Origin of the sequence: Fluviicola chungangensis (assembly GCF_007558725.1) — a bacterium.
In the GTDB taxonomy this organism is placed as follows: domain Bacteria; phylum Bacteroidota; class Bacteroidia; order Flavobacteriales_D; family Crocinitomicaceae; genus Fluviicola; species Fluviicola chungangensis.
Genome location: NZ_VLPL01000001.1, coordinates 188,215 through 210,538 on the forward strand (window position 1 = coordinate 188,215; position 22,324 = coordinate 210,538).

Below are 22,324 nucleotides of genomic sequence, written 5' to 3' on the forward strand. Positions count from 1 at the left end.
TAGTGAATGGAATCTTACAATAAAGGTTGAACGCAACGATATGTTCGTCTCTTGACCAATTATTTTTCGCCATTCGCTTCTTGAATTCTTATATGCTCAATTGTTTCTTCTTTGCTCCAAGGGTTGATACCTGTTCTGAAAAAATATGATCCGAATTTCCCAAGTATTTCATTTGTAAGTTCATCACTTAATGAAATTATACGTTCGTAATCAGCTGTTAAACTTGTTTTTGGAACCATTTTGTATGCGGAAAGAATTACTTTCCCACCTCCAAATAGAGCTGAAGGAGGTAAATAGCGATCATATCCTGCTATTTCTGGTTTATCTGTTAAAGCATAACCTATCTTGTCTTTTTCAGTTCTATTAGCAATTTCCTTAGGAAATTCGTTGGGCAAAATTTTACAAACTAATAATTCGTCTAATGATTTACTTGCAACATTGCAACGTGGAGTGAGAATCAATAACAACTCAGATTTGTCTTTTTTTTCTAAAATGTCTCCTGTCCAGAATTCAAATGAATTGATACGCTGAATATAGTGCTCAATTGGATTCAGAAATTCAGGTTTTATTTTCCCATTTTCGTCGGTCTCAGGTTCTAATAAGGTTGAAAGAAGTGATCTGATCGCAATTCGCTTAAAAACCTTTTGAACACGGTCTATATTCGTTCCGGTTGAATTAATACCCGAAATTAGTTGTCTAATTTGTTCACCGGTAAAAAATTGTTTTGTGAAAGCCAAGTTAAGATCCTTGTGTAATTCAGTTTCTAATATTCCTTTTGGACAAAACACGTCAATGAACCCTGAACTTAATAGCATTTCGAACGGATCAATAACTTTTTCTTTAAAATCTTCAGCCTTGTCGATCTTATAGATTGTCCCACTGTTATTGAATCTATCTTCAATTAGATGAATGCTTGCACTGAAAATGAAAATTGGTATGTTGTAGGATTGAAATGCAACCTCAATTTCGTTTAAAAATTCAGCATCCCCCTCAACTAACTCCTGAGCACCTGCAGTTTTGCCAACTAAATCAAATATCACAGCTTTTAAACTGCCGTCATTGATTGCCTGTTCTATTTCAGACTTGAAACTGGTTTGATTATCAATTGTAATATAATTAATGTCCGATATTACTTGTTCAAAGAGTCTTTTGCTATCATCTAATATTTTTTGATCACTGTCAATGTGAATAATAGTCCCTCTATTCATAGTTAGATTTTTTGATAATAAATGCTGGTCCGTCGGATCTGTTTTCCGCTTTAATTTTCCAATTATTTCGACTAAGAATACTTTGCGTAAAGGCCAAACCAAGCCCCGTAGCATTTTTTTCAGAACGTGTCGTAACTCCATAATTGAAAATATGTTCGATTAAGTCTTCATTAATAAATGGTCCCGAGTTGCTAATTACAAAGGCGTTTTGCTCCATAAATAGTTTAATTTCGCCCGGTCTTTCTGATTTTTTAAGCCAGTAGACAGCGTTGTTTATGATATTCAGGAATGTAATCCAGAAAGCATATTCAAGATCATTAACAACATAATCCTTTAGTCGTTCATCTGCAGTAATCGAAATCCTATGCTCTTCCATGTCTGATTTGTACAGGTTACAAACCTTTAAAAACGTATTATACGGAATGAAGTTCTTTTTTCTGGTTCTTCCAATTGCAGGTTGTAAAGAGCCACGTAATTCGACAAGAACATCAGTCGCTTGATGAAGTGAGTTTACGTCCGATATAAAAATGTCCCGTACTGCTTCATTTATTTTATCTTTTTTTAGATCAAGTGAGGATTTTGTGGTTCGAAGACGTGAGATAGGTTGAGCCATTTCATGATAAACTAGTTCAATACCACTTCCCAATGACGCTAATCGTTCCGAAAAAGAAAGGGATTCTTCAATGTTGTCCATCGCAGTCGTAACTTCCTTCATGAATTTTTCTGAATAACTAAGAAGTCTGCTGTCAGCGTTATATTCATTAAGCATTCGAAGATATTCTTCAAAATCTGGTCTGTCGTGTTTACTAGTTGGAACTCGCCCTAGACCGTGTAGTAAACGATAATTATATCTTCTTTTTCCTAGAACGGAAAAAATATTTTTCAATGTTGATTTGACCTGGCTGAAAGCACTATTCTCCAGAAACCCTTCTCTATTTGTTTTCTCTTCTAAAGCATCATTTTCCGGGGAGTAAAAAAATACATATCCTAAGATTTGATTTGTATTCACATTCTGTCCGGGATTTTGAACTCTTGCTTTTGATAATTCAATCCAGTCTTCTACTTCTTCACCATAAGGCTTTACACCAAAGCCGTTCTTTGAAATTCGGAGTCCCTGAAAATTCTTGAATACTCTTCGGAATTGTGAACCAGTTGAAAGATTAATTTTTCCTGCAAGTTTTTCAAGATTATCCTTTTCACCTATATCATAAATCCGGATATCAAAATAATATTCTCCGGTCTTGGTTCTTTTATCGTCAAATAGCTTCAGTTGAGGATCTTCATCGTTATCCAGATCTTTTTTTAGAATAGTGAATTCTGTTTCAAATGGATCATTATCGAGTCTGTTAAAAGCCATTAATCCATTGACATCCCCTTCATTTGTCACTTTTCCGTAGACACGGTAGTCAAAGACTGATTGAACTGGAATCGGTTCAATTGGCAACCATTCGATTCCAGTTTGTTCAGGTATTAGGTTCGTTGCGAATTCAATAGCGAAATTGTTGGTTTTGGACGCAACAGCTTTTTTTTCTTTAATAATTCCCTTTTTGAAAAGCTCTTCCTGTATTTGATCATTAAGAGTTAAAGGGGTTATTAAGGTTGCAAGTGACTTATAAAATTCAGTGGTTTTATATGGTTCAATTGGAGTTTCAGAAGTTTCTGTTTGAGTAAACTCATCTCTTAAAATTTTCAGTATTGAATCGTCCAATGATTCGATGACAATAAGCGTACCCTTTGAAAACGATTCCAGTTCTGCTGATTGAAGAAATCGGATAACACCATTTTTGTTTCTATTCACAATGTGATTAAGAATTTCTTCTGTTTTCGATTCTTTATCCTTCGGCTGATATGCTCTCAGTTTTTTTTGTAATTCGAATTGATTTCTTTCTTGGAGAATATCGTTATCAATAAATAATGAGATGAAATTTGAAATCTGATCCCCTGGAAAATTTATTTCCGATAGTAGTTTTTCTTCTCTAAATGCTTCACGATTAACTGTAATCCAGTTATAATCATCGGTGTCATTTTTTCGTGTAATTACATTGACACTTTCACCTAAGGCCATTGAAGCAAGACGTCCAATTCCTTTACTTCCTAAAAAATTCCGCTTAAACTTTTCACTTTTTGTATTTACTGATCTTTTAGAACTGACGGAAGGCTTTAACCAATCACCAAAAAGTGTAGGAGAATCCATTCCATTTCCATCGTCGAAAATTACAGCAAAAGCCTCTTCCGGAATATCTGAATAGTGAAAGTAAACTTTGCTTGAAAGCGCATCGGCATCATACCCGTTCTTTACCAATTCATTTATTGCGGTACTCGGGTGGCCAATTAACTCCTCGCCCATTTGAATAATGGACATAGCACCTGGTTGGAAAGAATGTCGCTTTATCTTATTTTTTTCTCCCATTTAAAGTTTTTTTGATCTTATCAGCAATTTTTTTTGCCATCAACGGAGGAACCGCATTTCCGATTTGTTTGTACGCAGCAGTCCTCGGTTGATCTTCTTTAATGCCCTCGAAATAATAATTGTCCGGAAATGATTGTATTCTTGCCGCTTCCCTAACAGAAATAGACCTTAATTGCTTCACATCGGGGTGAATAAAGTGATGCCCGTCTTTTGCAATATGGGCAATCATGGTGTGAGGCTCCTCTCCTACTACTTTGAATCTGTCAAGGAAGTCCGTAACGTTTTTTTGGGTTCTTAGATGTTCCGGTATCAGATTGTTTTTCAATCGTTCACCATTCTCCAGTTTATCAATCGCTAGTTTGTAGATCTCAAGGTCCTTAACATTGTGAGGCCTCGTTATATGCTGTGTGACAATATCAAGACCATTTCTTATTTTGCTCTGAAATAGGTAATCATTAGTCTCACTTTTATATGACTGAACCCTTTTTGTTTCTCCTGGGTGAATAGATGGCAGATCAGAAAATATAGTGTCTCTGAAATGCCTGATTTTTTCTTGGCTGAATTCAGGGTAAGAGAAGTTAAACTCTTTTTGCCATCCTATGATAATTATCCTCTGCCTGTTTTGGATCACTCCGAAATCATAGGCATTTAATAACCTTGCTTCAAGTTCGTAGCCAAGACGTTTATAATAGCTTTTCAAGTTTGAAAAATACTGCCCGTTAGCGGCAGATAGCATTCCGGGAACGTTTTCAAAGACGAATAATTTTGGCTGATATTTTTTTAAAAAACGCCCGTACTGAACATACAATTTCGTCCGTTCGTCATTTTCTTTGTGCTTTAACGGGGCTCTTCCAACCACCGAATAAGCCTGACATGGAGGTCCACCAATAATGACATCGACTTTTTTTTCCTTCAGGATTTTATCAATGCTATCAAAAATCAATGAGTTGTCTCTCCCAATCTCTGCATTAATAACTGTGTTCAGTAATTCTTTCGGTATCGCATTATAAAGCTGTTCTCTTTTGATTTCACCTTTTAGATACGAATAGTATATCTCCAAATTACCCGACTTTGCTAAGTAATGATATGCAACTCTTGTTTTTAAAGTATAGCAAGCCGCTTTATCATATTCGACATGAGCAACAGGTTCATACCCTTGTTCATAAAACCCTTCTGATAAACCGCCGGCTCCTGCAAATAGATCGATATATCTAAGTTTACTCATTTATTTTTAACTTGTTAACCAATTGCTCCAAAGTGTGAATTCGTTTATCTGGCTTTAATTCACATTCCCAAACGACAATTGTATTCCATTGATTTTCATTTAGTTGAATAGTGTTTCTTTTGTCCCGCTCTTTATTTGCATTTATCTTATTCATCCACCACTCATTTCTGGTTTTGGGAGGAACAAAATATTTGCACCCTTCGTGACCGTGCCAATAGCAGCCATGTATGAAAATGACTGTTTTTAGCTTTGGAAAGATCAAATCAGGTTTTCCAGGCATTTTTTTATCGTGAAGCCTATATCGGAATCCTCTGCTAAACAAAAACTTTCTCACCAACATTTCTGGTTTTGTGTCTTTGCTTCTGATTTGACTCATATTGTAACTCCGGGTTTCTTTGGAGTGAACATCTGACATTATTCCATTCGTATTTTCAAATTTTTACACACTTCTTTCAATACTTCACACGGTTCAACATCAATCGCCAAAGCAATCAAATACAATTCGTCTGCCCTCAATTTAGTGCTGGCATTGTTTGTTAATTCACTCAAACGTGTTTTACTAATTCCAGTCTTTCGGGAAACGTCTGAACGATTCACGGATTTTTTTGAAAGAAACAATCCTAATTCGGTCATTATTATCTGTTTTTCTGAACATAAATCTACTTAAACAGAACAAAATTTCCGAAAATCTGAAAAATCATTTGGAATTTTATCCGAAATTCGATACGTTTGTTTAGAAAATCGGATAAATAGTATTAAAAATAAGAATATGTCAGCACGGACTTATACCAAAGCAGATTTAGAAGAACTGGTTTACTGCCAGTTGGAGAACCTAAATGCAATGAACGACCTAATCAGTATTATGCGGTTCCAAAATGAACTATTAGAGAACGCCAATAAAAAGTTGAAAGCCGAAATCTCGGACTTTAAAGAACGCCATGTAAAATATCCTACTCGAAGAAATCAGAGTAGTAAATAAGGTTTGGAAAAGAATAAAAGTTGGAGCCTTTTTTAAGATTGAGGTAAAACCCAAGACCTTCCCTCCTATTGAAATCTGTCGGTCTGAGTACCCAAGCTATATTAACATAACGCAATAACATTATAGGACACGAGAAGCATCGCTTCGAGAAAGCCAAAGCAGCTTGTCCCGAATTCATTTCGGGATTAGCGCAGCTTGATTGTAATCTGTTGTGGATTCACCACAATGGTTCTGTGCTTACTGTATATCCGGAAATTCCAATGAAATATGGAAATATGCAATCCTCAACGATAACTCCAATTTCTGCGCTGCATTTCGGGCAAACCTGGTTTAGAACAGATAGATTACCCGGTCCGCAACAACCTGAAAAACGTTCTGGATCGTTGTGATCCTGAAGAACGACACTTTGTTTGTTCACAAGGAAATCGATTTGCTTTTCGAAGTAAATTTCTGCTTCGCTGGCATTTACGTAAAGTCCCGGATCGATTAGACTTGCCTGTTTCTTCATATTTATCTGACGCGAAGAAACCTGCTGTAAATCCATCACAGTCAGTTGTTGATTGCATTTTTTGCAGTAGAGTTGCATGATCGCTTAAAATTACAAGCTGCAAGATAAAGAATACTGGTTTACAGCCATGAATTTAAGTCCCCGATCTGCTTATTTTAAATTTCATCTCAAAAGACTACTTTTGTCAAAACATTTTCCGGATGAAAAACCATCTTTTTCTGCTCTTTTTGGCGTTTTACTCGTTGAACTTTGCACAATCGGATTATTTCTTTGAAAAATATGTCAATGACTATCAGAAACAGGTGTTGAATGATGTCAACGCTTCTCATTTTGAATTATTCATGATCTCGGATTCCGCCTGTTCCGGACAAAAAACAGCAGCCGCAAAGAAAGAGTTTGATGCATTTATCAGTGAATTAAAAGCGTCAAAAATACTGAAGCAATCCGAGGAAAAGACAATTCGTGCTTTACATAAGCAAGTGCATGAACGGTTTTTGACCCGGTACAGGGCATTGGTCGATTTTGACGAAATCTTTGTTACCGGAGAGTACAATTGCGTGTCTTCAACAGCCCTTTTTGCGTTGGTTTTGGAAGAGTTGGGAATTCCGTATTATGTGCAGGAACAACCCGGGCATGTATTAATCATGGCCTATCCGAATACGAGTAACATCACGGTGGAAATGACCACGGTGAAGAATGCGTTTGTGATTCCTCCGCGGAAAGATATTAACCGGGCCATTGAAAATTTGTTGGAGTTGCAACTCGTGACACCCAAACAAGTCAATACCCTGGGAAGCGTTGCAGTTTATGACCTGTTTTTCAATGTACGGTCAAAATTGACGATCGATCAACTCATCGGCATCCAATTATTCAACCATGCAATTACCGCAGTCAATAACGATCAAACGGAAAAGGCACTGAGTGATATCAGTAAAGCTGAACGGTTTTATGATGTATATCGGACTCAGATTCTTAAATCGGAGTTATTACTTGATTTGGTTGAAAAAAAAGATTTTAAGTCATTGGCCTCACTACCCTATTTGTTTGAGTTCGGAAACAGGAATAAGTACAAAAATGAATACGTCATTTACAGCTATGCGAACTTCATCAATCAGCGGCTAATCGCAGATGGAAATCGTCCGATGGCAGATTCCAGTTTAGTCTTGGTAAACCGAATGGTGAAGGATACGAACCTGTTGAATGATTTAACCGGAATCTATTATTTGGGAATGGCTGATTATTTTTCAAAAGCACGCAAAAATGAAAAGGCTTTGGAATATTCTGAAATGGCCTATCGCTCTTCCCCAAACAATTCCTTTGTTAAATCGGCTCTTTTAGATCAGATTACTTATCATCTGAGTGTTAAATACTTGTATGATGAGGAATATTCGGAAGAAGACGAGGGACCCGACGAAGAAGAACTGGATGAAGAACTGGAAACAGCTGAAAAGTTCTATTCGGAAATCAACAAATATTGTGTAAAATATCCTTATTTGGATTCGAACAACCGCTTTATTTTACTGAAATTGTATGCGAATATCGACTTCTCTATGAATTACTATAAAGAGAATGACGGAGTAAATGGCAAGAAATATTTTGACTTGTCTGAGAGCCTGATCGATCGCATTACGGACAAAGAATTGATAGATGAAGACTACCTGGGATGGCTTTATGCGGAATGTGCAACGTATTTATTCCGGCAGCATCAATACGAAGAGGCGGTACAAACCATTGAAAAAGGCCTGAAAATTGACCCGGAACATGAAAGGCTTCTGAAACGTTTGGAAATCATTAAGTCTAGAATGAAATAGTGTGCATACACTTTCACACCGCGTTCCCTTGTTCCCCACCCAAAACTTCCTTATCTTAGATTATTCGCAAAAACACGTTCTCATGAAAAAACTCAGTTATACCCAAGAAATCTCCGCTGCGCCAGATCGCGTGTACGACGTGATGCTCGGTCTCAGTGATAAGCGCACCTACGAACAATGGTGCGCGGCTTTCAATCCGACTTCTTCCTGGGAAGGTGGCTGGAACAAAGGCGACAAAATCCGGTTCACCGGGATTTCGGAAGATGGCAGCAAAGAAGGAATGGTTGCTCGTATTCTCGAAAATGATCCGGGGAAATACGTGTCCATCGAACATCTTGGCATGTTGGAAAAAGGCGTGGAAGTCACGGAAGGTGAAAAAGTGGATGGCTGGAAAGGAGCACATGAAAATTACCGCTTTGAAGCGATTGCCAATGGAACGCGTTTAACCGTTGAGGTGGATACCCAGGATGAGTATGTTTCCTGGTTCAACGAAACCTGGCTAAAGGCACTGGATAGCTTGAAGAAGATTTGTGAAGGGAACGAATAAAACTTTTCTTTTGAAATAAAGATTTAATCTTTTTGGAGGATTGATACTAGTTGCCAAAAGCACAATTATACGACCTGTAGGAATATTACAGATTTTTCAAATTATTACCCGTCCTTCAAATCTTTTTGAAGAAACGACAACCGACCTATTCGGCTATCAATCCCGAAAAGTGCTAATCCTGTAGCGTTTGCAAAACGGCTACAGGATTGCATTTTGGATCCTGATCCCTCCTTTTTGAGGATTGATCCGGATAGGTCGGTTGTCTGAAGGTAGTAATTGTGCAAAGGCATTTTTGCCTACTTTTTTTGCCTTGGAAAAAAGTAGGAGATAAAGAGATTACTGAGAGTGTTGAAAATTTAGCCCGACAACAATGATTGAGCAATTAGGCTGTTTTATAAGTGAAAAACCCTGACGATAAATGTCAGGGTTCCCATCTTTAACTGTACTGATGTCTACTTAGGCTTTGTTTAGACATGCATTAATGCGTATCAATATGGTACAAGATGCGCATGCCGGGTTTGAGGTGCTTTTTTACTTCTTTGAAAAGTGATTCGGATTGGGTTTTTCCGTTAATGATTAAGACTTTCTCGTTCAGTTCGAAAGAACGGATCTGCTCATTGTATCCTGCTTTTTTCAGATCATCTATTACTGTTTGGGTGATCTCTTTGTAAACCGACTCCTGGCGTTGTGCTTCTTTCTCCTGTAGTTTCAACTTGGTTTCGATCTTGCGCGACTGTTCATCGATCTTTCGGGATTGCTCGTCAATTTTGCGGGATTCCCGGTCAATCTTTTCGGATTCAATTTGGATCTTAGCTTGCTCTTCTTCGATACGGCGCTGCGCTTCATCGTGTTTTTTCCAGTCAATTTCGGCTTCTTTCTTACGGGTTTCCGCTTCAATGATCCGGACCTGTTTGTCGATAATCGCCACATGCTGATCAATCACTGCCGCATGCTTGTCAATGATTGCAGAGTGCGTATCTATGATCCGGGATGCTTCATTCATGATCCGTTCTTCTTCTGAAATGTCGGTCGCAATGGCCGTTTTATACCCGTCAATCAATGCGTTGATTTGCGGAAGGTAATTCTCCCGGTCTTTACCAGTGATCAGTTTTCCGTCCACCTTGAAATTCTCCAAACTTTCCGGAACCTGGTACAACACTCCCCCGCTCTTGAAAATGTACACATGAAACTCCTTCCCTTTCGCGTCGTTTTCCACATAGCGGATGGAAGTTCCTTCCGGAATTTCTTTCGGAGGGTATTTTTCCTTCTGTGGAAGATCCGGCGCTGCTTGTTTAAGTTCTTGCGCGGTAGAAGAATTCACGTTCAAAACTACCAGGAAAAGAATGACACTCAATCCCGCACAAACAGACAGAAAGTACTTTTCACGGATGCTAAGCATCTTGTTCGTGTTGAAAAGAATTCGCTTCGCACGGTCTGCCAGTTTCATTTTCTGGTCACCGAACTGCAGGGCGAAACGCTGGGAATGCATGTTGTATTCCTGGAAGGAAATCAGGGCATTGACAAATTCTTTTTTATTGTTGGTCACACCGATTGCCAGATCGTCGCAGCAATGTTCCCGTTCGTCTCTCAATAAGGAGGAAATCCACAAAATCCCGGGATTAAAGAAAAACAGGATCTCCAGGAAAGTCTGCATTAAATTAACCGCATAATCACTGCGGCGAATGTGCGCCAATTCGTGCAGTAAAATAGCTTCTACCTGGTCCTGGGGAAGGTTGTTCAGCAATCCGACCGGCACTAAAATAACGGGCTTGAAGAATCCTGTTACCGAAGGAATAGTTACGAATCGGGATTCAAGCAATTGAACGCTGCGTTTGATGCAGAGCGAAATCTGGAGTTCCGACAAGCGGTTTTGCCATAGTTCGGGTGGAGTAATCGTTTGGTAATTTCGGGCACGATAAACCTGCCGGAGATCTCCTGTTATCCGGATGCATTTGAATAGGAAGACAACAAACCAGGTCAATACGATCCATGAACCATAATTACTGATGAATCCCGTGATGATGGAAAGTGGTCCGCCCGCTTCTTCCTGGATGACCGCGGGAGAGGCTGAAACAAGCTGTTCCGGCTGAAGGGTGCTCTTTACCAATTTATCAAGGGATAAAACGGTTGGCTGCGTTTCGAGTTCGTTATAGAAAACAAAACCGGTTGCGATCAAAAACACGATACTCAATCCTGCAAGCAGGTTATAACGCGTTGCCGAAGCAGATTTTTTGGTCACCAAAAGGGTAAGTGCTGCCAGAACCGCCGCTGCTAGTCCCAGCCAAAGCGAATGGATCAATGTCCAGCTGATTGCTTTGATAATCGAGTCGTTCACTAAAATGTTCATAGTATTGGGTTTTAGAAGTTATTATTTTTTGTCCAACTGGTCCAGCATAGCACGAATTGCGTCCAATTCTTCGGGCGAGGTCTTTTTGTTGCCCAGCAACTGCATCATCAGGTTGGTACTTGAACCGTTGAACATCGTATCGATAAACTTGTCCAGCAGAACGGTTTTGGTTTGGTTTTCTTCGATTGCCGGACTGTAAAGATGTTTCATGCTCGAAGTGTCGCGTACCAGCATTTCTTTCTCTGCCATGATCTGCATGAGCTTCAGTGTAGAAGTATATTGTACGGCACGTTTCTGCTCGTTCAGGTAATCATTCACAAAGCGAACCGTTGAAGGACCGTTTTCCCAAAGCACCTGCAGAATTTCCAGTTCTGATTTGGTTGGTTCCGATTGCGGATTATTTTCAGTGTTTTTTGCTTTCATGTTTCAAAGGTAGGAAATTTTTCGTACGAAACAAGTTGTAGGTGTATTTTAACAAAAAATATTTCTTAACTGAAAAAACAGTTACTTCTTATATTGTTGAATATCAGTGTCTTTTAATTCGGTTTCCCCCACCTTTTTACGGCAATGGTAAGAGCCGGCTATAGCTGGTGAAGACAAAGCTTTTGCCTAAACTGTGTTAAAATACGTCGTTTGCCTTATTGAAATAGCCCTGCCACTACCCTTACTTTGCTCTAAAGATTTAGAACATGAAACATATTTTGTATTTATTCCTTGCAGTTGGTTTGATAACAAGTTGCAGCAAAGAAAAGAAAGCCTTGAAGAGTTTGGGTGGAGAAACCTGGGTAATGACCAAATCTACTTATGAAGACACCGGTAATGAAGATTTGTCGGGAATTCGCAGAGCGTTTACGTTTGACAAGTGTAAACCCAAGGATCAACCGTGTTCAGGAACGTTTGTATACCAGATTCCGGAATTCAACCAGGATTTGCAATGGACAATCACCTATACACTATCAGACGACGCAGATCACCTGACCATTGTGCGCACGCCCTCTAATTTCCAGGGTACTGTCCAAACAGATGAATACGATGTGCTGCAATTAAAAAAGACGTTCATGGAATTGAAGAACCTGGCGAACAATCACGTTTCGGAATGGAATGTGGAGTAACGATTGGCTCATTATTTTTTATAAGTAGTGTCCCAGAATATAGGTGATAAACAATTTTTCACGCAGATGTCGCGGATTACGCAGATAATATATAATCAAAATCTGCGCTCCGACCATGTCGGAGTCCATATAATCTGCGTGCTTTAAAAAAAAATTACCTAAACTTTAGGACAATGCATTTTTATATACTGTTTAAAGAAGCTGCATGAGATGGCTTCTTTTTTTGTTGCAAGGAATATTTTTTTCCTTATTTTGTCCAAATCAGTCTATGAAAAAAAATAATCATCTGATCTCTTCTGGCAATATCATTCACGGCATGTAACGAAGGACTGTTCTTATATACCGATAAAATGTACAAAAAAGAAACTGCGAAACACAGTTTTAAAATTGTAGACCAAACCGGTTATGTCTTTTGGCATGGAACTATTACGACTCAAGCAGGTGCCTGCCACATCGCTCAATTGAGTTTCTAGCTTATTTTCACATGATTAGTTCACCAAGGCCGATTTTACCTCTTGCGGACTTTTCCCTTGTGACGGACTCTTTGACTGGTTTTTAATTCGGTTTGTCGGCTGATTTTTCGGGTTGTAAAATCCATCCAGCATCCGGTAAAGCTCCGGGTGTTCACGCTCGAGTTTATCCGGGTTTTCAAAAAAGAATTCGCTTACCACAGCCAAAAATTCGGCATTGCTGGTAGACGCGTAATCACGGATACTCGAATTCCCGGTTTGAATGGTTTTCATTTTGGTATGGATGATTTGCAGCCAGGGATTAAGATCGATTTCCCGTATGATTTTTGCCATTTTCCCGTCTATTTTTCCATCCTGCATATCCAGGACATGAACGAATTCGTGGATGGCTACATTTTTTTGATCGTTGTTATTATAAAAACCTTCAACCAGGGCCTTTCGCGACAGTTTGACTTTGCCCTCCATTTTTCCCCAGCCAACCAACCCATTGGCGTATTGTGTGGTATTGGGTATCAGGAATTTGTCGGGGTGAACTTCTACCGTCTGCAGATTCGAATAATGCCAGGCATCAAAACCAAAGATGGGAATGACTGCTCCGGAAGCAATTAAGATCCGGTCCAAATGCGTCACTTCAGTGTCTACCCCAACGATTTGTACATTCAAAAGAAAGGTGTGGACCCGTTCTTCAAATCGATTTCTTTGAGGTGGGTTTAAGCGATTGTAAAAGGCCACATATTGGACCAAAAGTGCTCTCCATTGGTGCGGGAAAGGACGGATAGGCTCCCTTTTTTGCCGGTTCACCTTCAAACTATACCGGGAATAGCCGATCAGGATACTGATCCCAACTCCGATTGCAATATAAATATAGGTCGAGTTCATGGGGCTTAAAGATAATTCAAATGATCGTTAGATGCATAAAAATGCAGCAATTCTGAAGGGAGGAATTCAAAAAAATGGGGAAATGGTTCTGTTCCCTCACTCCTATTCATTTCACACGCACGCTCTCCCCTCAATGACCTCAACCCATCCTTCTCTTCCATTCACCCGGATTTGATCTCCGTCCCGGATCAATTGCGTGGCTTCTTCCACTCCTACTACCGCTGGAATTCCATATTCCCGGGCAATAACTGCTCCGTGTGTCATCAATCCGCCGACTTCCGTCACCAATCCCTTGATGGAAACAAACAGCGGTGTCCAGCTCGGATCAGTAAAGGCAGTGACCAAAATATCGTCTGCTTCCAAACAGCATCTTCCAGCTTCAAAATAACACGTGCCCTTCCTTCAACAATTCCGGAAGAAACCGCTAAACCGGCAAGTGCATGTTCCGGAAGATCGTCGCGGTTGTATTTTCCGCTGATAACTTCTCCTTCTGAGGTCATCAGGCGAGGTGGTACAAGCTTTTCGTGAAGTTTGAAAGCTTCTTTTTGCTGTTCGATCAACTCCTGGTCGGCTTGTTGTGTATGCAGCACTTCCTGCAATTCCACGAAAGTAAGGTAGAAAATGTCTTCTTTGTGATAGATCTTACCTGCAAGAACCAGTTTTTCCGCTTCCTTCATCAAAGCCTGTTTGTAAGCAAAGTAATGGCTGATCATGATGTATTTGGGAAATTCCCGGTATCCGCTGAAGTTGCGGATCCGGTCGATCTGTTCTTTGGTTTCTGTGGCTTTTTGTTCCCCGTCGGGAAGTTGCCTCAACCGCGCCAATAATTCTGCTTCTTTTTCCAGGGCCTCTGTTTTCCCTTGTTCGAATTTTCGTTTGGCAGCTCCCGGCTCAAAGTTCCGCACGTTATTGAGAATAAGCGGGATCAGGATTGAGGGTTTCTCACTCCAGCGCGTTTTCGTAATGTCGATCTCACCCGGACAGCGCATCCCGTATTTGTCCAGGTAATGCGTGATTGCCTCCTGCACTTCTTTTCCGCCGGTCATTCGGGGCAACTCGTCCAAGAAAGCTTCGTTTTTTGTTTCCTCCAGGTAGCGGACAATTTCAGGATACGAACGGACCACATCGGCTACATCCATCAGTGCCAGCCCCATTTCGGAAGTCACATTGTAATCAAGCGACTGGGAAAGGGTGTCTGCAGCATTCTTTTCGCCCAGCCACTCGAATAGTTTTTCATTGATCCAGGCAGTCGCGTGGATTCCTGTCATCAATGCGGCAAAACTTTGCGGATCGAACAACAGTTGTTTCAATGACTGAAGATCTTCCAGGATAAACTCCAGGAGTGCCGTTCCGGATTTGCCTGAAATATCCCGGTTCAATTGCCTGATTGTTTCCAGGTTCTGCTCGATCAATTGCGGTACCAGGGATGGATCCGGGGCCGGAGCATCACGGAAAGCAAGGTTTTTGGCATGTGCAGGATTGGGCGTATTCTGATCTTCCGGTTGTTCGGGAATGAATTTACGTTCCATGATGTGAATCAATGCATCCCTGCTCAGCGGATCGGATTTTCCCAGGGTGTTCAGAAGCGTTTCCCTGCCACTTTCGGTTGCCAGTTGGTTGGATATGTCGACAAATAACCTTCCGCCTGCAGTATACATCGGGTGGAAGGTACTTAATTGCCAGATCGCTATTCCCAATGGTTTTAAGGCATCGGTCATCATTTGCTGGTGCCCCACAGATGCATAAACATGTCTTTTGGTGTCATTTGCTTCGGGCACCGGGAATAAGGTTGTGATCGGCCGGCTCTGAACAAGGTAAAATTGATCGCCGGCCAAACACCATTCAATATCCTGCGGCGAACCGAAATGTGCTTCTACCGTTCTGCCAATGCGCTCCAATAACAGAATGTGTTCGTCAGTCAACACCTGGAGATTCTGCTTTTCTGCCTGAACAACTTCTTCTTTCGTACCACCGCTCTGTGTGGGACGGATCAGGGTTTTCTTCGCAGGGACCTGGTTGTCGGTAATTTTTCCTTCCCGGATAACGTAATTGTCGGCATTGACTATCCCGGAAACCAGTGCTTCTCCCAGTCCGAATCCCGCATCAATGCGCATCACTTTCCGGTTGAAACTTACCGGATCTGCCGTAAAAACGACCCCGGACGCTTGTGGGATAACCAGTTGTTGAACAATTACGGCAAGTCGGACTTGTTGATGGTCAAAACCATTTTGAATGCGGTAACTGACCGCTCGTTCTGTAAACAAAGAGGCCCAGCAGGCAGAAATATGTTTCAGGATCTCATCCTTCCCGATGATATTGAGATATGTATCCTGCTGACCTGCAAATGAAGCTGTCGGGAGGTCTTCTGCCGTGGCACTGGAACGAATGGCAAATGCGGTATCCGGATCAAAGGATGCCAGTTTTTCCCTGATTTCAGTGTCCAATTCTTTTGGGATCGGTATTTTCTCAATGGCTTCACGGATGTTTTCGCTGATGCGGGTAATGGCTTGCCGGTCTCCTGCTTTTAGCGGACGTAATTGTTCCAGCAACTCCCGGACCGTTTGGTTGCTTTCAACGATCGCCTCGTAAGCTTTGGTTGTAACACAAAAACCCTCCGGTACACGGATTTCATCCATCCGGGTCAATTCTCCCAGGTTTGCCCCCTTTCCACCAACTAAAGCAGGGTCGTTTTTGTTTACTTCCCGGAGATCAAGTATGTACTTCATAATCATCTGTTATTGCTTAATTCTTCTGTGGTTTCACTCATGATCTCAATTGCCGAGGAAAAATACCGCTGGATAGTCTCCAGTTCTTCCGTTGAGAAGGATGCGATCAATGTTTCTGTTTTACTTCGGAAATGTTGATAAAGTGGAGCCAGTAAGCCCAGGATAATTTCCGTATCGGGAACGATGTATACCTTCCTGCGATCGTCCTCATCAAACTGCCTTTCCACCAGTTTTTTCTTCTCAAAGCGGTCAATCAAACCTGTTACAGCTCCGGTAGTCAATCCGGTCAGTGCCGATAATTCTCCGGCAGTCATCTTCCCTTTTTCGATCAGGAACCCCAAATATTTGTGATCTGTTCCCGAAAGTCCTGCTTTGCGGGCTACCGCTTCATGCATTTGAAGGGAATTGTAGGCATAGTGCTGACTGAGTTTTCTTACTCGTGTAGCTAATTCTGAGCTCATTATCTTATGTTCTAAATGTCTTAGTTGCGAAGATAATTTAAGTGAATATAAAATGCAACTAAATCAAGGAAATGCTTCTAAAAAACTGGAAAGCCTTTTATACCAAGGATTGGACGCGCTTTTTCTGTACTGTCAGAAAGGCAGTCAAGGAAGCAACAAAGCACATCAACGCACAAATCACTAATATGCACTGATACGATTCAAGAAACGATCGGTGATACAATTGCCGGATTTGGGTACGCTGGTTCGCATCGTATACATCGGTCGGTACTTTGGCATTGCCCAGGTTAACTGTTTCGGCAGTGATGTGCTTCTTTTGGGATTCATCCAATCGGGACTGTTCGAGACCCGCAATGACCGCATGGGTGAAAAGGAATAAAGCCAGGGCTCCGAATGCAGCATTGGCGAAAATACCCGCCATGCGGGAAACGGCATTATTGACTCCGGAAGAAATTCCCGCCTGGTTCTGGCTAATCGAGTTCATAACAGCGGTTGTCAGAGGTACCACAGTCAGCAGCATCCCGATACTTACCAGGATCATCCCGGGAAAAAAGGAGGTCCAATAATCTGATGCGCCGTGTGTTTGTTTGATAAATGACATCCATAAGAATCCCAGTCCTGTTGTAAACGGACCGGCAATCAGAAAGGGTTTGGTTCCGAGCCGGTCGGAAAGCGTGCCGATATACCGGGAGAACAATCCTAAAACAAAAGTAAACGGCAGGAATGTCAATCCCGATTCTGTTTGGGTATATCCCTGCACCTGGACGTAGTTCAGGCTCAGAAATAAAAATCCGCCGCCAAGGGCACCGTAAAGGAAAAAGGTGAGCAGATTCAATCCGGTAAAATTCGTGTTGAGGAATAATGTAAGATCGATCATGGGGTTCTTCCGTCTCTTTTCAACAAACAGGAATAAGATCAGGTTTAACATTCCAAAGATCAGGATACCGTTGACTTTCCAATCGTTGAATCCGCTTATGGGAAACTTTAAAAAACTATAGGTAATGGCAGCCAAACCGGCTACCAGTAAAAAAGCTCCCGGAAAATCTACTTTACTTTGATCTTCTTCGTTGGAGGTTTCCGGGACTTTTAGCCAAAGTGCGATGAGTGACACCACCCCGATCGGGATATTGATAAAAAAGATGTAACGCCACAGGCCGTGATCACCAAGAACGCCTCCCAATATCGGTCCGCCGATACTCACAATGGTCGTAACCGCCGACCATGTACCGATCGCTTTTCCCCGCTCCTGCTCCCGGATCAGTGAAGTAATGAGTGATAAACTTCCCGGAACCATCAAAGCGCCTCCCAAACCCTGAATCGATCGGGATACAATTAAAAAAATGATCGAGGGAGAAATGCCGCAAAGCAATGATCCGACGCTAAAAAGGACAATCCCGATCCCGAAAATTTTCTTCCGTCCGAATCGGTCTCCCAGTGATCCACCCGGTAACATCATGGCTGCCAGGACAAGTAAATAGGCATTCAATACCCAAAAAACGTCAGCACCCGTAGCTTTCAGATCTTTTTGTAAGGATGGAAGAACCACATTGAGCGCACTGCCGTCGATGAAAACCATAGAGGTAGCCAGTATTGTTGAAAATAAAATCCACCTGCCGGTTGCGCTTTTAAAAGGTATTTCCAACATAATGATATCGTATTTAAGGTTATACGGATTTTTTTACCACCGAATCGGGTAAGTTAATGTACTCATTTTCCCGATGTATTGTACATTCGTGTTATGAGTACTTCCGAAAATTCTTCCATTGCCCGCTTTCTATCCGGGAAGTCGGAGCATACACTGAGTTTGTTCGAACACTTTGTATCCGGGTTTGAGGACCTTGGAAACATTCGTTTGGAAGCGACTAAAACAATGATTGCTGTCGATAACGGAGAAAAACGCATAGCCTGGATCACACAGCTGGGAAAGAATTTTATTCATGTGGTGTTTCCTTTCAATGAGCCTTTTTACGACAACCTCTGTTTCCAAAAAGTAGGGCAAGTCCCCGGTAGCAACCAGTTTAATCACCATTTCCGGATGCTGCACAAAGAAGATCTGAATGAAGAGGTAAAACGGTTTATGAAAATGGCACTTGGAGGAAATGATTCACAAACCGCTTTTATGCGTTGATGTTAAAAGAGTGTACAAATCAGTAGACTGAGGAACAAAAAAAACGGCTTTCGCCGTTCTTTATCCTTCATCTTTTCAGTGGTTTGTCCCGATAGTTATCGGGAATAGTTGACTATTTCTGTACCTGAAATTTATAGGTGTATGTGAAGGTGTTTCCGACCAGGTTTTGGGGCACACTGATCTTGATTTGCTGCACTTGTTTTTCGACTGCTGCTTTCATTTCTTCGGAATCCGAAGCGATTTCTATGATTTCGATTTGATTTTCTGCTACTACATACACCTTCACACGTACCGTTGTCTCAATTCCTTTCTCTCGTAAAGATTCAGGATAAGAAATTTTGCGGTGCATGATGCGGTCTAGTAAGTTTTCTCCGTTTCCGGCCAAAACAACAGGGCCTGTGGTGATGAATAGTGCGATAAATAGGATAACTGCTTTCATAGCTAAAAATTTGATTGGTTTGTCGTAAGACCAATTCATTGCTGATATGTTACAGCACCCTCGAATTTTTAGTTGTTAAAGAATGTGAAAGTCTTTATTTGACAGATAGACTAAACGAATTTATTTCAAAAATCCTTGTTTCTTCAATGCATCCTGCCGTTCCTTGATATTCTCCGGAATTTCGCCTGAAAGTAACCAATCCAACTCCAACCCGTGCTGATTGGCAGTTCTGTTCAGCAAATCGTTTTGGGACATCAATTTTCCCAGCTTCTCCAGGTCTTCCCTGAAATCAACCAGGTAATCCTCGTGCATTGCCCGGATCAGCACCAGGAGTTTAAAGGCTCTCGCAACGACATAAATAGCGAATTTCTGGACTTTTCCCCTTTGAAAAAAAGAAGACTGCGGCTTTACCGCTTCCAAAATGTTGTTGAGCATCAGTAAGTTCAGGCTGATCTCACCGAATTTATCTTTGGTAATCTTCACTTGTTCCGTAATATCACCGCTCAAAGAACGCATCTGGAGCAACAAATGCTGAATGGATTTACTGCGTTTCGCACTGTTTAAAGCGCGTTCGCTCACCATCTCCTCCAGTTCGGCGCGACGTTCTTCCACTGTTTGTGTACTCACTAATTCGAAATACAACTGGTTTGCAAGCGGAACATCGCGCTTCAGTAAGCGCAAAAGCAGCCGGTCTTTTTCCTTGATCGGCAGATGGAGGATTGCTTCCTTGAATTCTTTTTCAAACACCATAATGATCAGTGAAATTAACTTAAAATGAATCAAAAAACGTTATCGAACTTTGAGATTTTGGGTAACCTGGTCTTTTTAAGGTTCAAACTTCGTAAGGAATGCTATCGGAATCCAACAGTTTTCACTTGTTTTGTTTCTGTTTCATGCGGCTGAATAACCGGGAAACTGCGTATAATTCGCAATTACCTATACTTTCCATAATACGATCCAAATCTTTAAAAAGGCGGTTTAAGCAATCAGATCGTCTTTTCCAACTAAAAATCCAAAATATCCGAATCCCGCCGCTGATCTTTCGGCGCTTCGGTAATCGCTTTTGTGAAGGATTGGGCGATCAGGATGACTTGTGAAACAAGCATCAGGTAAAAACCGGAAAGCATCTCATCCGGGAGCGGACCGCTCTGCTCTTCTGAAGTACTGTAAATAAGTGCAACTAGTGAAACTGCGAAAACAAACGTGGTCAGGATTGCTGTGGGAAGCGATTTGGGGAAAAAGAACCGGGAAACTACCAAAATCAGTGCAATTGCCAGGTTGGTCAGTGCAAAAAAAGATCCGAAACCATTGAAAATCCACATACGCAAACCGAATTCTGGCGAATCATACACTTCCACAACAGAGAAACCGCCCGAAAGCATGAGCTCCTTTCTCGGCCCTTCAAAAAACGGCAGGAACATGGAAACGAGAATCACGCCGAAGCAAATAAGAGTCAATATCCTGGAGCGGTCTTTCATGATCAATACAAGCCCGTTGATTTAACAAAACCGATCAACCGTTCATTGTCGTTGAAAAATACCGGGTCCGGAAAAAGTAGTAAGATTTGAATGTTTGAACACATCATGCGGTTCGTTTGGTTCTGCGAATGTAAGATTTTAAGCCGATATGGGGTAACCCGCAATCAATCAGGAGACAACAGGATTTACTCAATTCGAAGGGTGAATTCTTCATTCAAAGGACAAAATAGGCTCATTTTGAGAACTTTTTGTTTAATTTGCACAAAAAATTTCTACAACATGAAAAAACTAATTATCCTGTCTGCGTGTATGATTTCTGTATTTGCGTGTACGAAAGAGAAATATGCAGTCAATCACTCATTTTGGTATAAAACTGCTACTGCAGATGATTTAACGGCATACGGTATAACCGAATTGACATTGTATGTCGACGGGAATGAAATTTCCACCAATGATGCCTACAAGCATTATACTTCGGATCCCGGGTGTGGCACAGGTAATTTCGTTTATACGGATAACATGTTTAAAAGAGAAAATAAGACGCATTCATACAAGTTGCTGGATGAGGGAGATAGTTTGATTTTTGAAGGAACTTTCCAGATGAAACAAAAAACCGGTTGCGAATCCACTGAGTTGGTCTTCGGCTTCTGATTTTGCCTCCCGGACTGTTAATATCTCTTGTTTTTGTTCCCGATCACGGTCCGGTGTACCGTGAAACGACCGATTTAAACCTGTTCATTGTTGAACCCTGGAATGCCTGGTCTTCACTAACTTTTTTGATACCGGTCCTGATCTTTTTGTGGCAGCTTCGCGGAAAACACAGCAGCTACGCATTTATTGTGTGGTTCTGTTGCCCCTTACTTGTCATCGGCGGATTGGGAAGTACTTTTTTTCATGCTTTTCGCACTTCTACCCTGCTTCTGTTAATGGATGCAATTCCCATCATCATCCTGGTCATTGGGATCAGTATCTGGATGTGGTTGAAAGTATTGCCTAAAAAGGTCCAATTGCTTTGGGTTCTGGTAATTTTCTTCGGACTAACCTTTTTATCCGCTTTCTTCCTGGACGGACAAAACCAGATTTCTGCAGGCTATTTCATCCGCGGATGGATGCTCTTACTTCCCTGCTACTTGTTTTTGCGTCAAACCAGGTTCCAAAATTCCAGGCGTTTATTTACAGCCATCGCCTTCTTTTCCCTTGCCCTGCTCTTCCGTTTTTTGGATGAAAAGATTGAAATCAGTTTCATGCCCTGGGGAACTCATTGGTTATGGCACATTTCCACCGCTTTTGGTGCTTATTTCTTAGGGGAATACCTGATTAAAAACGCCTATACTGGCGAAAATAAGCGGTAATTTATGCGTTCGCTGACCGGTGTAATTAGAATGCGCATACCTGTGAATTTTTACCAGGGCAATGACAACTCAAAAACGACTCAAAATAGCTCCTGGATACCTTAAGTATAGATATAGCATAGGTAGAGTATGGATAGAGCATAGGTAGAGTATGGATAGAGTACGAAAATGTTATGGATTTAACACACGGTTTTACTGGATTTCAGCAATAATTTCCCCCAATTACAACAGCTTGAGGTTAGGA

At 41.2% G+C, this 22,324-nt stretch carries 24 protein-coding genes; 8 read left to right on the forward strand and 16 right to left on the reverse strand.

Annotation, left to right across the window (positions count from 1 at the left end):
- Window positions 1–59: 59 nt before the first annotated feature.
- The 5 genes from FO442_RS00895 to FO442_RS00915 are packed head-to-tail and all read right to left on the reverse strand — an operon-like array spanning window position 60 to window position 5,476.
- The gene (locus tag FO442_RS00895; RefSeq protein WP_144331251.1) at window positions 60–1,208 is read right to left on the reverse strand and encodes a hypothetical protein; all 1,149 of its coding nucleotides are present in this window, start codon (window positions 1,206–1,208) and stop codon (window positions 60–62) included.
- Complete coding sequence (locus tag FO442_RS00900; RefSeq protein ID WP_144331252.1) at window positions 1,201–3,618, reverse strand: sensor histidine kinase; 2,418 nt, start codon at window positions 3,616–3,618, stop codon at window positions 1,201–1,203. The genes FO442_RS00895 and FO442_RS00900 overlap by 8 nt, the downstream gene beginning before the upstream one ends.
- Window positions 3,602–4,843: a DNA cytosine methyltransferase gene (locus FO442_RS00905; RefSeq protein ID WP_144331253.1), complete on the reverse strand. Its 1,242-nt coding sequence runs from the start codon at window positions 4,841–4,843 to the stop codon at window positions 3,602–3,604. The genes FO442_RS00900 and FO442_RS00905 overlap by 17 nt, the downstream gene beginning before the upstream one ends.
- On the reverse strand, window positions 4,836–5,258 hold the full coding sequence (locus tag FO442_RS00910; protein WP_144331254.1) for a very short patch repair endonuclease: 423 nt from the start codon (window positions 5,256–5,258) through the stop codon (window positions 4,836–4,838). Before FO442_RS00910 ends, FO442_RS00905 begins: the two co-directional genes overlap by 8 nt.
- Entirely contained in the window at window positions 5,258–5,476 is a 219-nt protein-coding gene (locus FO442_RS00915; protein WP_144331255.1) for a helix-turn-helix domain-containing protein, read from the reverse strand. The genes FO442_RS00910 and FO442_RS00915 overlap by 1 nt, the downstream gene beginning before the upstream one ends.
- 136 nt (window positions 5,477–5,612) lie before the next feature.
- Between FO442_RS00915 and FO442_RS00920 the strand changes: the two genes are divergently transcribed.
- Window positions 5,613–5,822 carry a hypothetical protein gene (locus FO442_RS00920; protein WP_144331256.1) on the forward strand — a complete coding sequence of 70 codons (210 nt, stop codon included), beginning with the start codon at window positions 5,613–5,615 and terminating at the stop codon, window positions 5,820–5,822.
- 217 nt (window positions 5,823–6,039) lie between these two features.
- Here FO442_RS00920 and FO442_RS00925 read toward each other — a convergent pair whose 3' ends face one another.
- On the reverse strand, window positions 6,040–6,408 hold the full coding sequence (locus tag FO442_RS00925; RefSeq protein WP_144331257.1) for a hypothetical protein: 369 nt from the start codon (window positions 6,406–6,408) through the stop codon (window positions 6,040–6,042).
- Between the two features lie 122 nt (window positions 6,409–6,530).
- On the opposite strand from FO442_RS00925, the gene FO442_RS00930 reads away from it, so the two are divergent.
- Together FO442_RS00930 and FO442_RS00935 are read left to right on the forward strand one after the other, a co-directional pair.
- The gene (locus FO442_RS00930; RefSeq protein ID WP_144331258.1) at window positions 6,531–8,141 is read left to right on the forward strand and encodes a hypothetical protein; all 1,611 of its coding nucleotides are present in this window, start codon (window positions 6,531–6,533) and stop codon (window positions 8,139–8,141) included.
- An 82-nt stretch (window positions 8,142–8,223) separates the two neighbouring features.
- The gene (locus FO442_RS00935) at window positions 8,224–8,688 is read left to right on the forward strand and encodes an SRPBCC family protein (protein ID WP_144331259.1); all 465 of its coding nucleotides are present in this window, start codon (window positions 8,224–8,226) and stop codon (window positions 8,686–8,688) included.
- Between the two features lie 478 nt (window positions 8,689–9,166).
- Here FO442_RS00935 and FO442_RS00940 read toward each other — a convergent pair whose 3' ends face one another.
- Window positions 9,167–11,035, reverse strand: a complete 1,869-nt coding sequence (locus FO442_RS00940; protein ID WP_144331260.1) for a M56 family metallopeptidase — start codon at window positions 11,033–11,035, stop codon at window positions 9,167–9,169.
- A 21-nt stretch (window positions 11,036–11,056) separates the two neighbouring features.
- Window positions 11,057–11,458, reverse strand: coding sequence for a BlaI/MecI/CopY family transcriptional regulator (locus FO442_RS00945; RefSeq protein WP_144331261.1), 402 nt, complete (start codon window positions 11,456–11,458; stop codon window positions 11,057–11,059).
- A 266-nt stretch (window positions 11,459–11,724) separates the two neighbouring features.
- On the opposite strand from FO442_RS00945, the gene FO442_RS00950 reads away from it, so the two are divergent.
- Window positions 11,725–12,147, forward strand: coding sequence for a hypothetical protein (locus tag FO442_RS00950; RefSeq protein WP_144331262.1), 423 nt, complete (start codon window positions 11,725–11,727; stop codon window positions 12,145–12,147).
- 350 nt (window positions 12,148–12,497) lie between these two features.
- Window positions 12,498–12,620, forward strand: a complete 123-nt coding sequence (locus FO442_RS18940) for a hypothetical protein (RefSeq protein ID WP_281281539.1) — start codon at window positions 12,498–12,500, stop codon at window positions 12,618–12,620.
- A gap of 15 nt (window positions 12,621–12,635) precedes the next feature.
- Here FO442_RS18940 and FO442_RS00955 read toward each other — a convergent pair whose 3' ends face one another.
- The 5 genes from FO442_RS00955 to FO442_RS00970 all read right to left on the reverse strand — a co-directional run bounded on the left by FO442_RS00955 (window position 12,636) and on the right by FO442_RS00970 (window position 18,328).
- Entirely contained in the window at window positions 12,636–13,496 is an 861-nt protein-coding gene (locus tag FO442_RS00955; RefSeq protein WP_144331263.1) for a M90 family metallopeptidase, read from the reverse strand.
- Window positions 13,497–13,607: 111 nt separating this feature from the next.
- Entirely contained in the window at window positions 13,608–13,859 is a 252-nt protein-coding gene (locus tag FO442_RS18805) for a PEP-utilizing enzyme (RefSeq protein WP_222101958.1), read from the reverse strand.
- Complete coding sequence (ppsA, locus tag FO442_RS00960) at window positions 13,778–16,222, reverse strand: phosphoenolpyruvate synthase (RefSeq protein ID WP_222101959.1); 2,445 nt, start codon at window positions 16,220–16,222, stop codon at window positions 13,778–13,780. The genes FO442_RS18805 and ppsA overlap by 82 nt, the downstream gene beginning before the upstream one ends.
- A gap of 2 nt (window positions 16,223–16,224) precedes the next feature.
- Window positions 16,225–16,683 carry a MarR family winged helix-turn-helix transcriptional regulator gene (locus tag FO442_RS00965; protein ID WP_144331264.1) on the reverse strand — a complete coding sequence of 153 codons (459 nt, stop codon included), beginning with the start codon at window positions 16,681–16,683 and terminating at the stop codon, window positions 16,225–16,227.
- 97 nt (window positions 16,684–16,780) lie between these two features.
- Window positions 16,781–18,328 carry an MFS transporter gene (locus FO442_RS00970; protein ID WP_144331265.1) on the reverse strand — a complete coding sequence of 516 codons (1,548 nt, stop codon included), beginning with the start codon at window positions 18,326–18,328 and terminating at the stop codon, window positions 16,781–16,783.
- A gap of 93 nt (window positions 18,329–18,421) precedes the next feature.
- On the opposite strand from FO442_RS00970, the gene FO442_RS00975 reads away from it, so the two are divergent.
- Window positions 18,422–18,811: a DUF5655 domain-containing protein gene (locus FO442_RS00975; protein WP_144331266.1), complete on the forward strand. Its 390-nt coding sequence runs from the start codon at window positions 18,422–18,424 to the stop codon at window positions 18,809–18,811.
- A 112-nt stretch (window positions 18,812–18,923) separates the two neighbouring features.
- Here the strand turns inward: FO442_RS00975 and FO442_RS00980 are convergent, their stop codons facing one another.
- From FO442_RS00980 to FO442_RS00990, 3 genes are all read right to left on the reverse strand, one after another.
- Window positions 18,924–19,250: an energy transducer TonB gene (locus FO442_RS00980; protein WP_186279811.1), complete on the reverse strand. Its 327-nt coding sequence runs from the start codon at window positions 19,248–19,250 to the stop codon at window positions 18,924–18,926.
- A gap of 120 nt (window positions 19,251–19,370) precedes the next feature.
- On the reverse strand, window positions 19,371–20,000 hold the full coding sequence (locus FO442_RS00985) for a hypothetical protein (protein ID WP_144331268.1): 630 nt from the start codon (window positions 19,998–20,000) through the stop codon (window positions 19,371–19,373).
- Window positions 20,001–20,254: 254 nt separating this feature from the next.
- On the reverse strand, window positions 20,255–20,728 hold the full coding sequence (locus FO442_RS00990; protein ID WP_144331269.1) for a hypothetical protein: 474 nt from the start codon (window positions 20,726–20,728) through the stop codon (window positions 20,255–20,257).
- A gap of 279 nt (window positions 20,729–21,007) precedes the next feature.
- On the opposite strand from FO442_RS00990, the gene FO442_RS00995 reads away from it, so the two are divergent.
- Window positions 21,008–21,379, forward strand: a complete 372-nt coding sequence (locus tag FO442_RS00995) for a hypothetical protein (RefSeq protein WP_144331270.1) — start codon at window positions 21,008–21,010, stop codon at window positions 21,377–21,379.
- A gap of 53 nt (window positions 21,380–21,432) precedes the next feature.
- Window positions 21,433–22,080, forward strand: coding sequence for a ceramidase domain-containing protein (locus FO442_RS01000; RefSeq protein WP_186279813.1), 648 nt, complete (start codon window positions 21,433–21,435; stop codon window positions 22,078–22,080).
- The last annotated feature ends 244 nt before the right edge of the window (window positions 22,081–22,324 follow it).

Excerpts from the sequence above, each read along its gene's own strand:
- FO442_RS00895 (WP_144331251.1), bottom strand. The coding sequence starts at position 1,208 with ATGAATAGAGGGACTATTATTCACATTGACAGTGATCAAAAAATATTA.
- FO442_RS00900 (WP_144331252.1), bottom strand. The coding sequence starts at position 3,618 with ATGGGAGAAAAAAATAAGATAAAGCGACATTCTTTCCAACCAGGTGCT.
- FO442_RS00905 (WP_144331253.1), bottom strand. The coding sequence starts at position 4,843 with ATGAGTAAACTTAGATATATCGATCTATTTGCAGGAGCCGGCGGTTTA.
- FO442_RS00910 (WP_144331254.1), bottom strand. The coding sequence starts at position 5,258 with ATGTCAGATGTTCACTCCAAAGAAACCCGGAGTTACAATATGAGTCAA.
- FO442_RS00915 (WP_144331255.1), bottom strand. The coding sequence starts at position 5,476 with ATGACCGAATTAGGATTGTTTCTTTCAAAAAAATCCGTGAATCGTTCA.
- FO442_RS00920 (WP_144331256.1), top strand. The coding sequence starts at position 5,613 with ATGTCAGCACGGACTTATACCAAAGCAGATTTAGAAGAACTGGTTTAC.
- FO442_RS00925 (WP_144331257.1), bottom strand. The coding sequence starts at position 6,408 with ATGCAACTCTACTGCAAAAAATGCAATCAACAACTGACTGTGATGGAT.
- FO442_RS00930 (WP_144331258.1), top strand. The coding sequence starts at position 6,531 with ATGAAAAACCATCTTTTTCTGCTCTTTTTGGCGTTTTACTCGTTGAAC.
- FO442_RS00935 (WP_144331259.1), top strand. The coding sequence starts at position 8,224 with ATGAAAAAACTCAGTTATACCCAAGAAATCTCCGCTGCGCCAGATCGC.
- FO442_RS00940 (WP_144331260.1), bottom strand. The coding sequence starts at position 11,035 with ATGAACATTTTAGTGAACGACTCGATTATCAAAGCAATCAGCTGGACA.
- FO442_RS00945 (WP_144331261.1), bottom strand. The coding sequence starts at position 11,458 with ATGAAAGCAAAAAACACTGAAAATAATCCGCAATCGGAACCAACCAAA.
- FO442_RS00950 (WP_144331262.1), top strand. The coding sequence starts at position 11,725 with ATGAAACATATTTTGTATTTATTCCTTGCAGTTGGTTTGATAACAAGT.
- FO442_RS18940 (WP_281281539.1), top strand. The coding sequence starts at position 12,498 with ATGTACAAAAAAGAAACTGCGAAACACAGTTTTAAAATTGTAGACCAA.
- FO442_RS00955 (WP_144331263.1), bottom strand. The coding sequence starts at position 13,496 with ATGAACTCGACCTATATTTATATTGCAATCGGAGTTGGGATCAGTATC.
- ppsA (WP_222101959.1), bottom strand. The coding sequence starts at position 16,222 with ATGAAGTACATACTTGATCTCCGGGAAGTAAACAAAAACGACCCTGCT.
- FO442_RS00965 (WP_144331264.1), bottom strand. The coding sequence starts at position 16,683 with ATGAGCTCAGAATTAGCTACACGAGTAAGAAAACTCAGTCAGCACTAT.
- FO442_RS00970 (WP_144331265.1), bottom strand. The coding sequence starts at position 18,328 with ATGTTGGAAATACCTTTTAAAAGCGCAACCGGCAGGTGGATTTTATTT.
- FO442_RS00975 (WP_144331266.1), top strand. The coding sequence starts at position 18,422 with ATGAGTACTTCCGAAAATTCTTCCATTGCCCGCTTTCTATCCGGGAAG.
- FO442_RS00980 (WP_186279811.1), bottom strand. The coding sequence starts at position 19,250 with ATGAAAGCAGTTATCCTATTTATCGCACTATTCATCACCACAGGCCCT.
- FO442_RS00985 (WP_144331268.1), bottom strand. The coding sequence starts at position 20,000 with ATGGTGTTTGAAAAAGAATTCAAGGAAGCAATCCTCCATCTGCCGATC.
- FO442_RS00990 (WP_144331269.1), bottom strand. The coding sequence starts at position 20,728 with ATGAAAGACCGCTCCAGGATATTGACTCTTATTTGCTTCGGCGTGATT.
- FO442_RS00995 (WP_144331270.1), top strand. The coding sequence starts at position 21,008 with ATGAAAAAACTAATTATCCTGTCTGCGTGTATGATTTCTGTATTTGCG.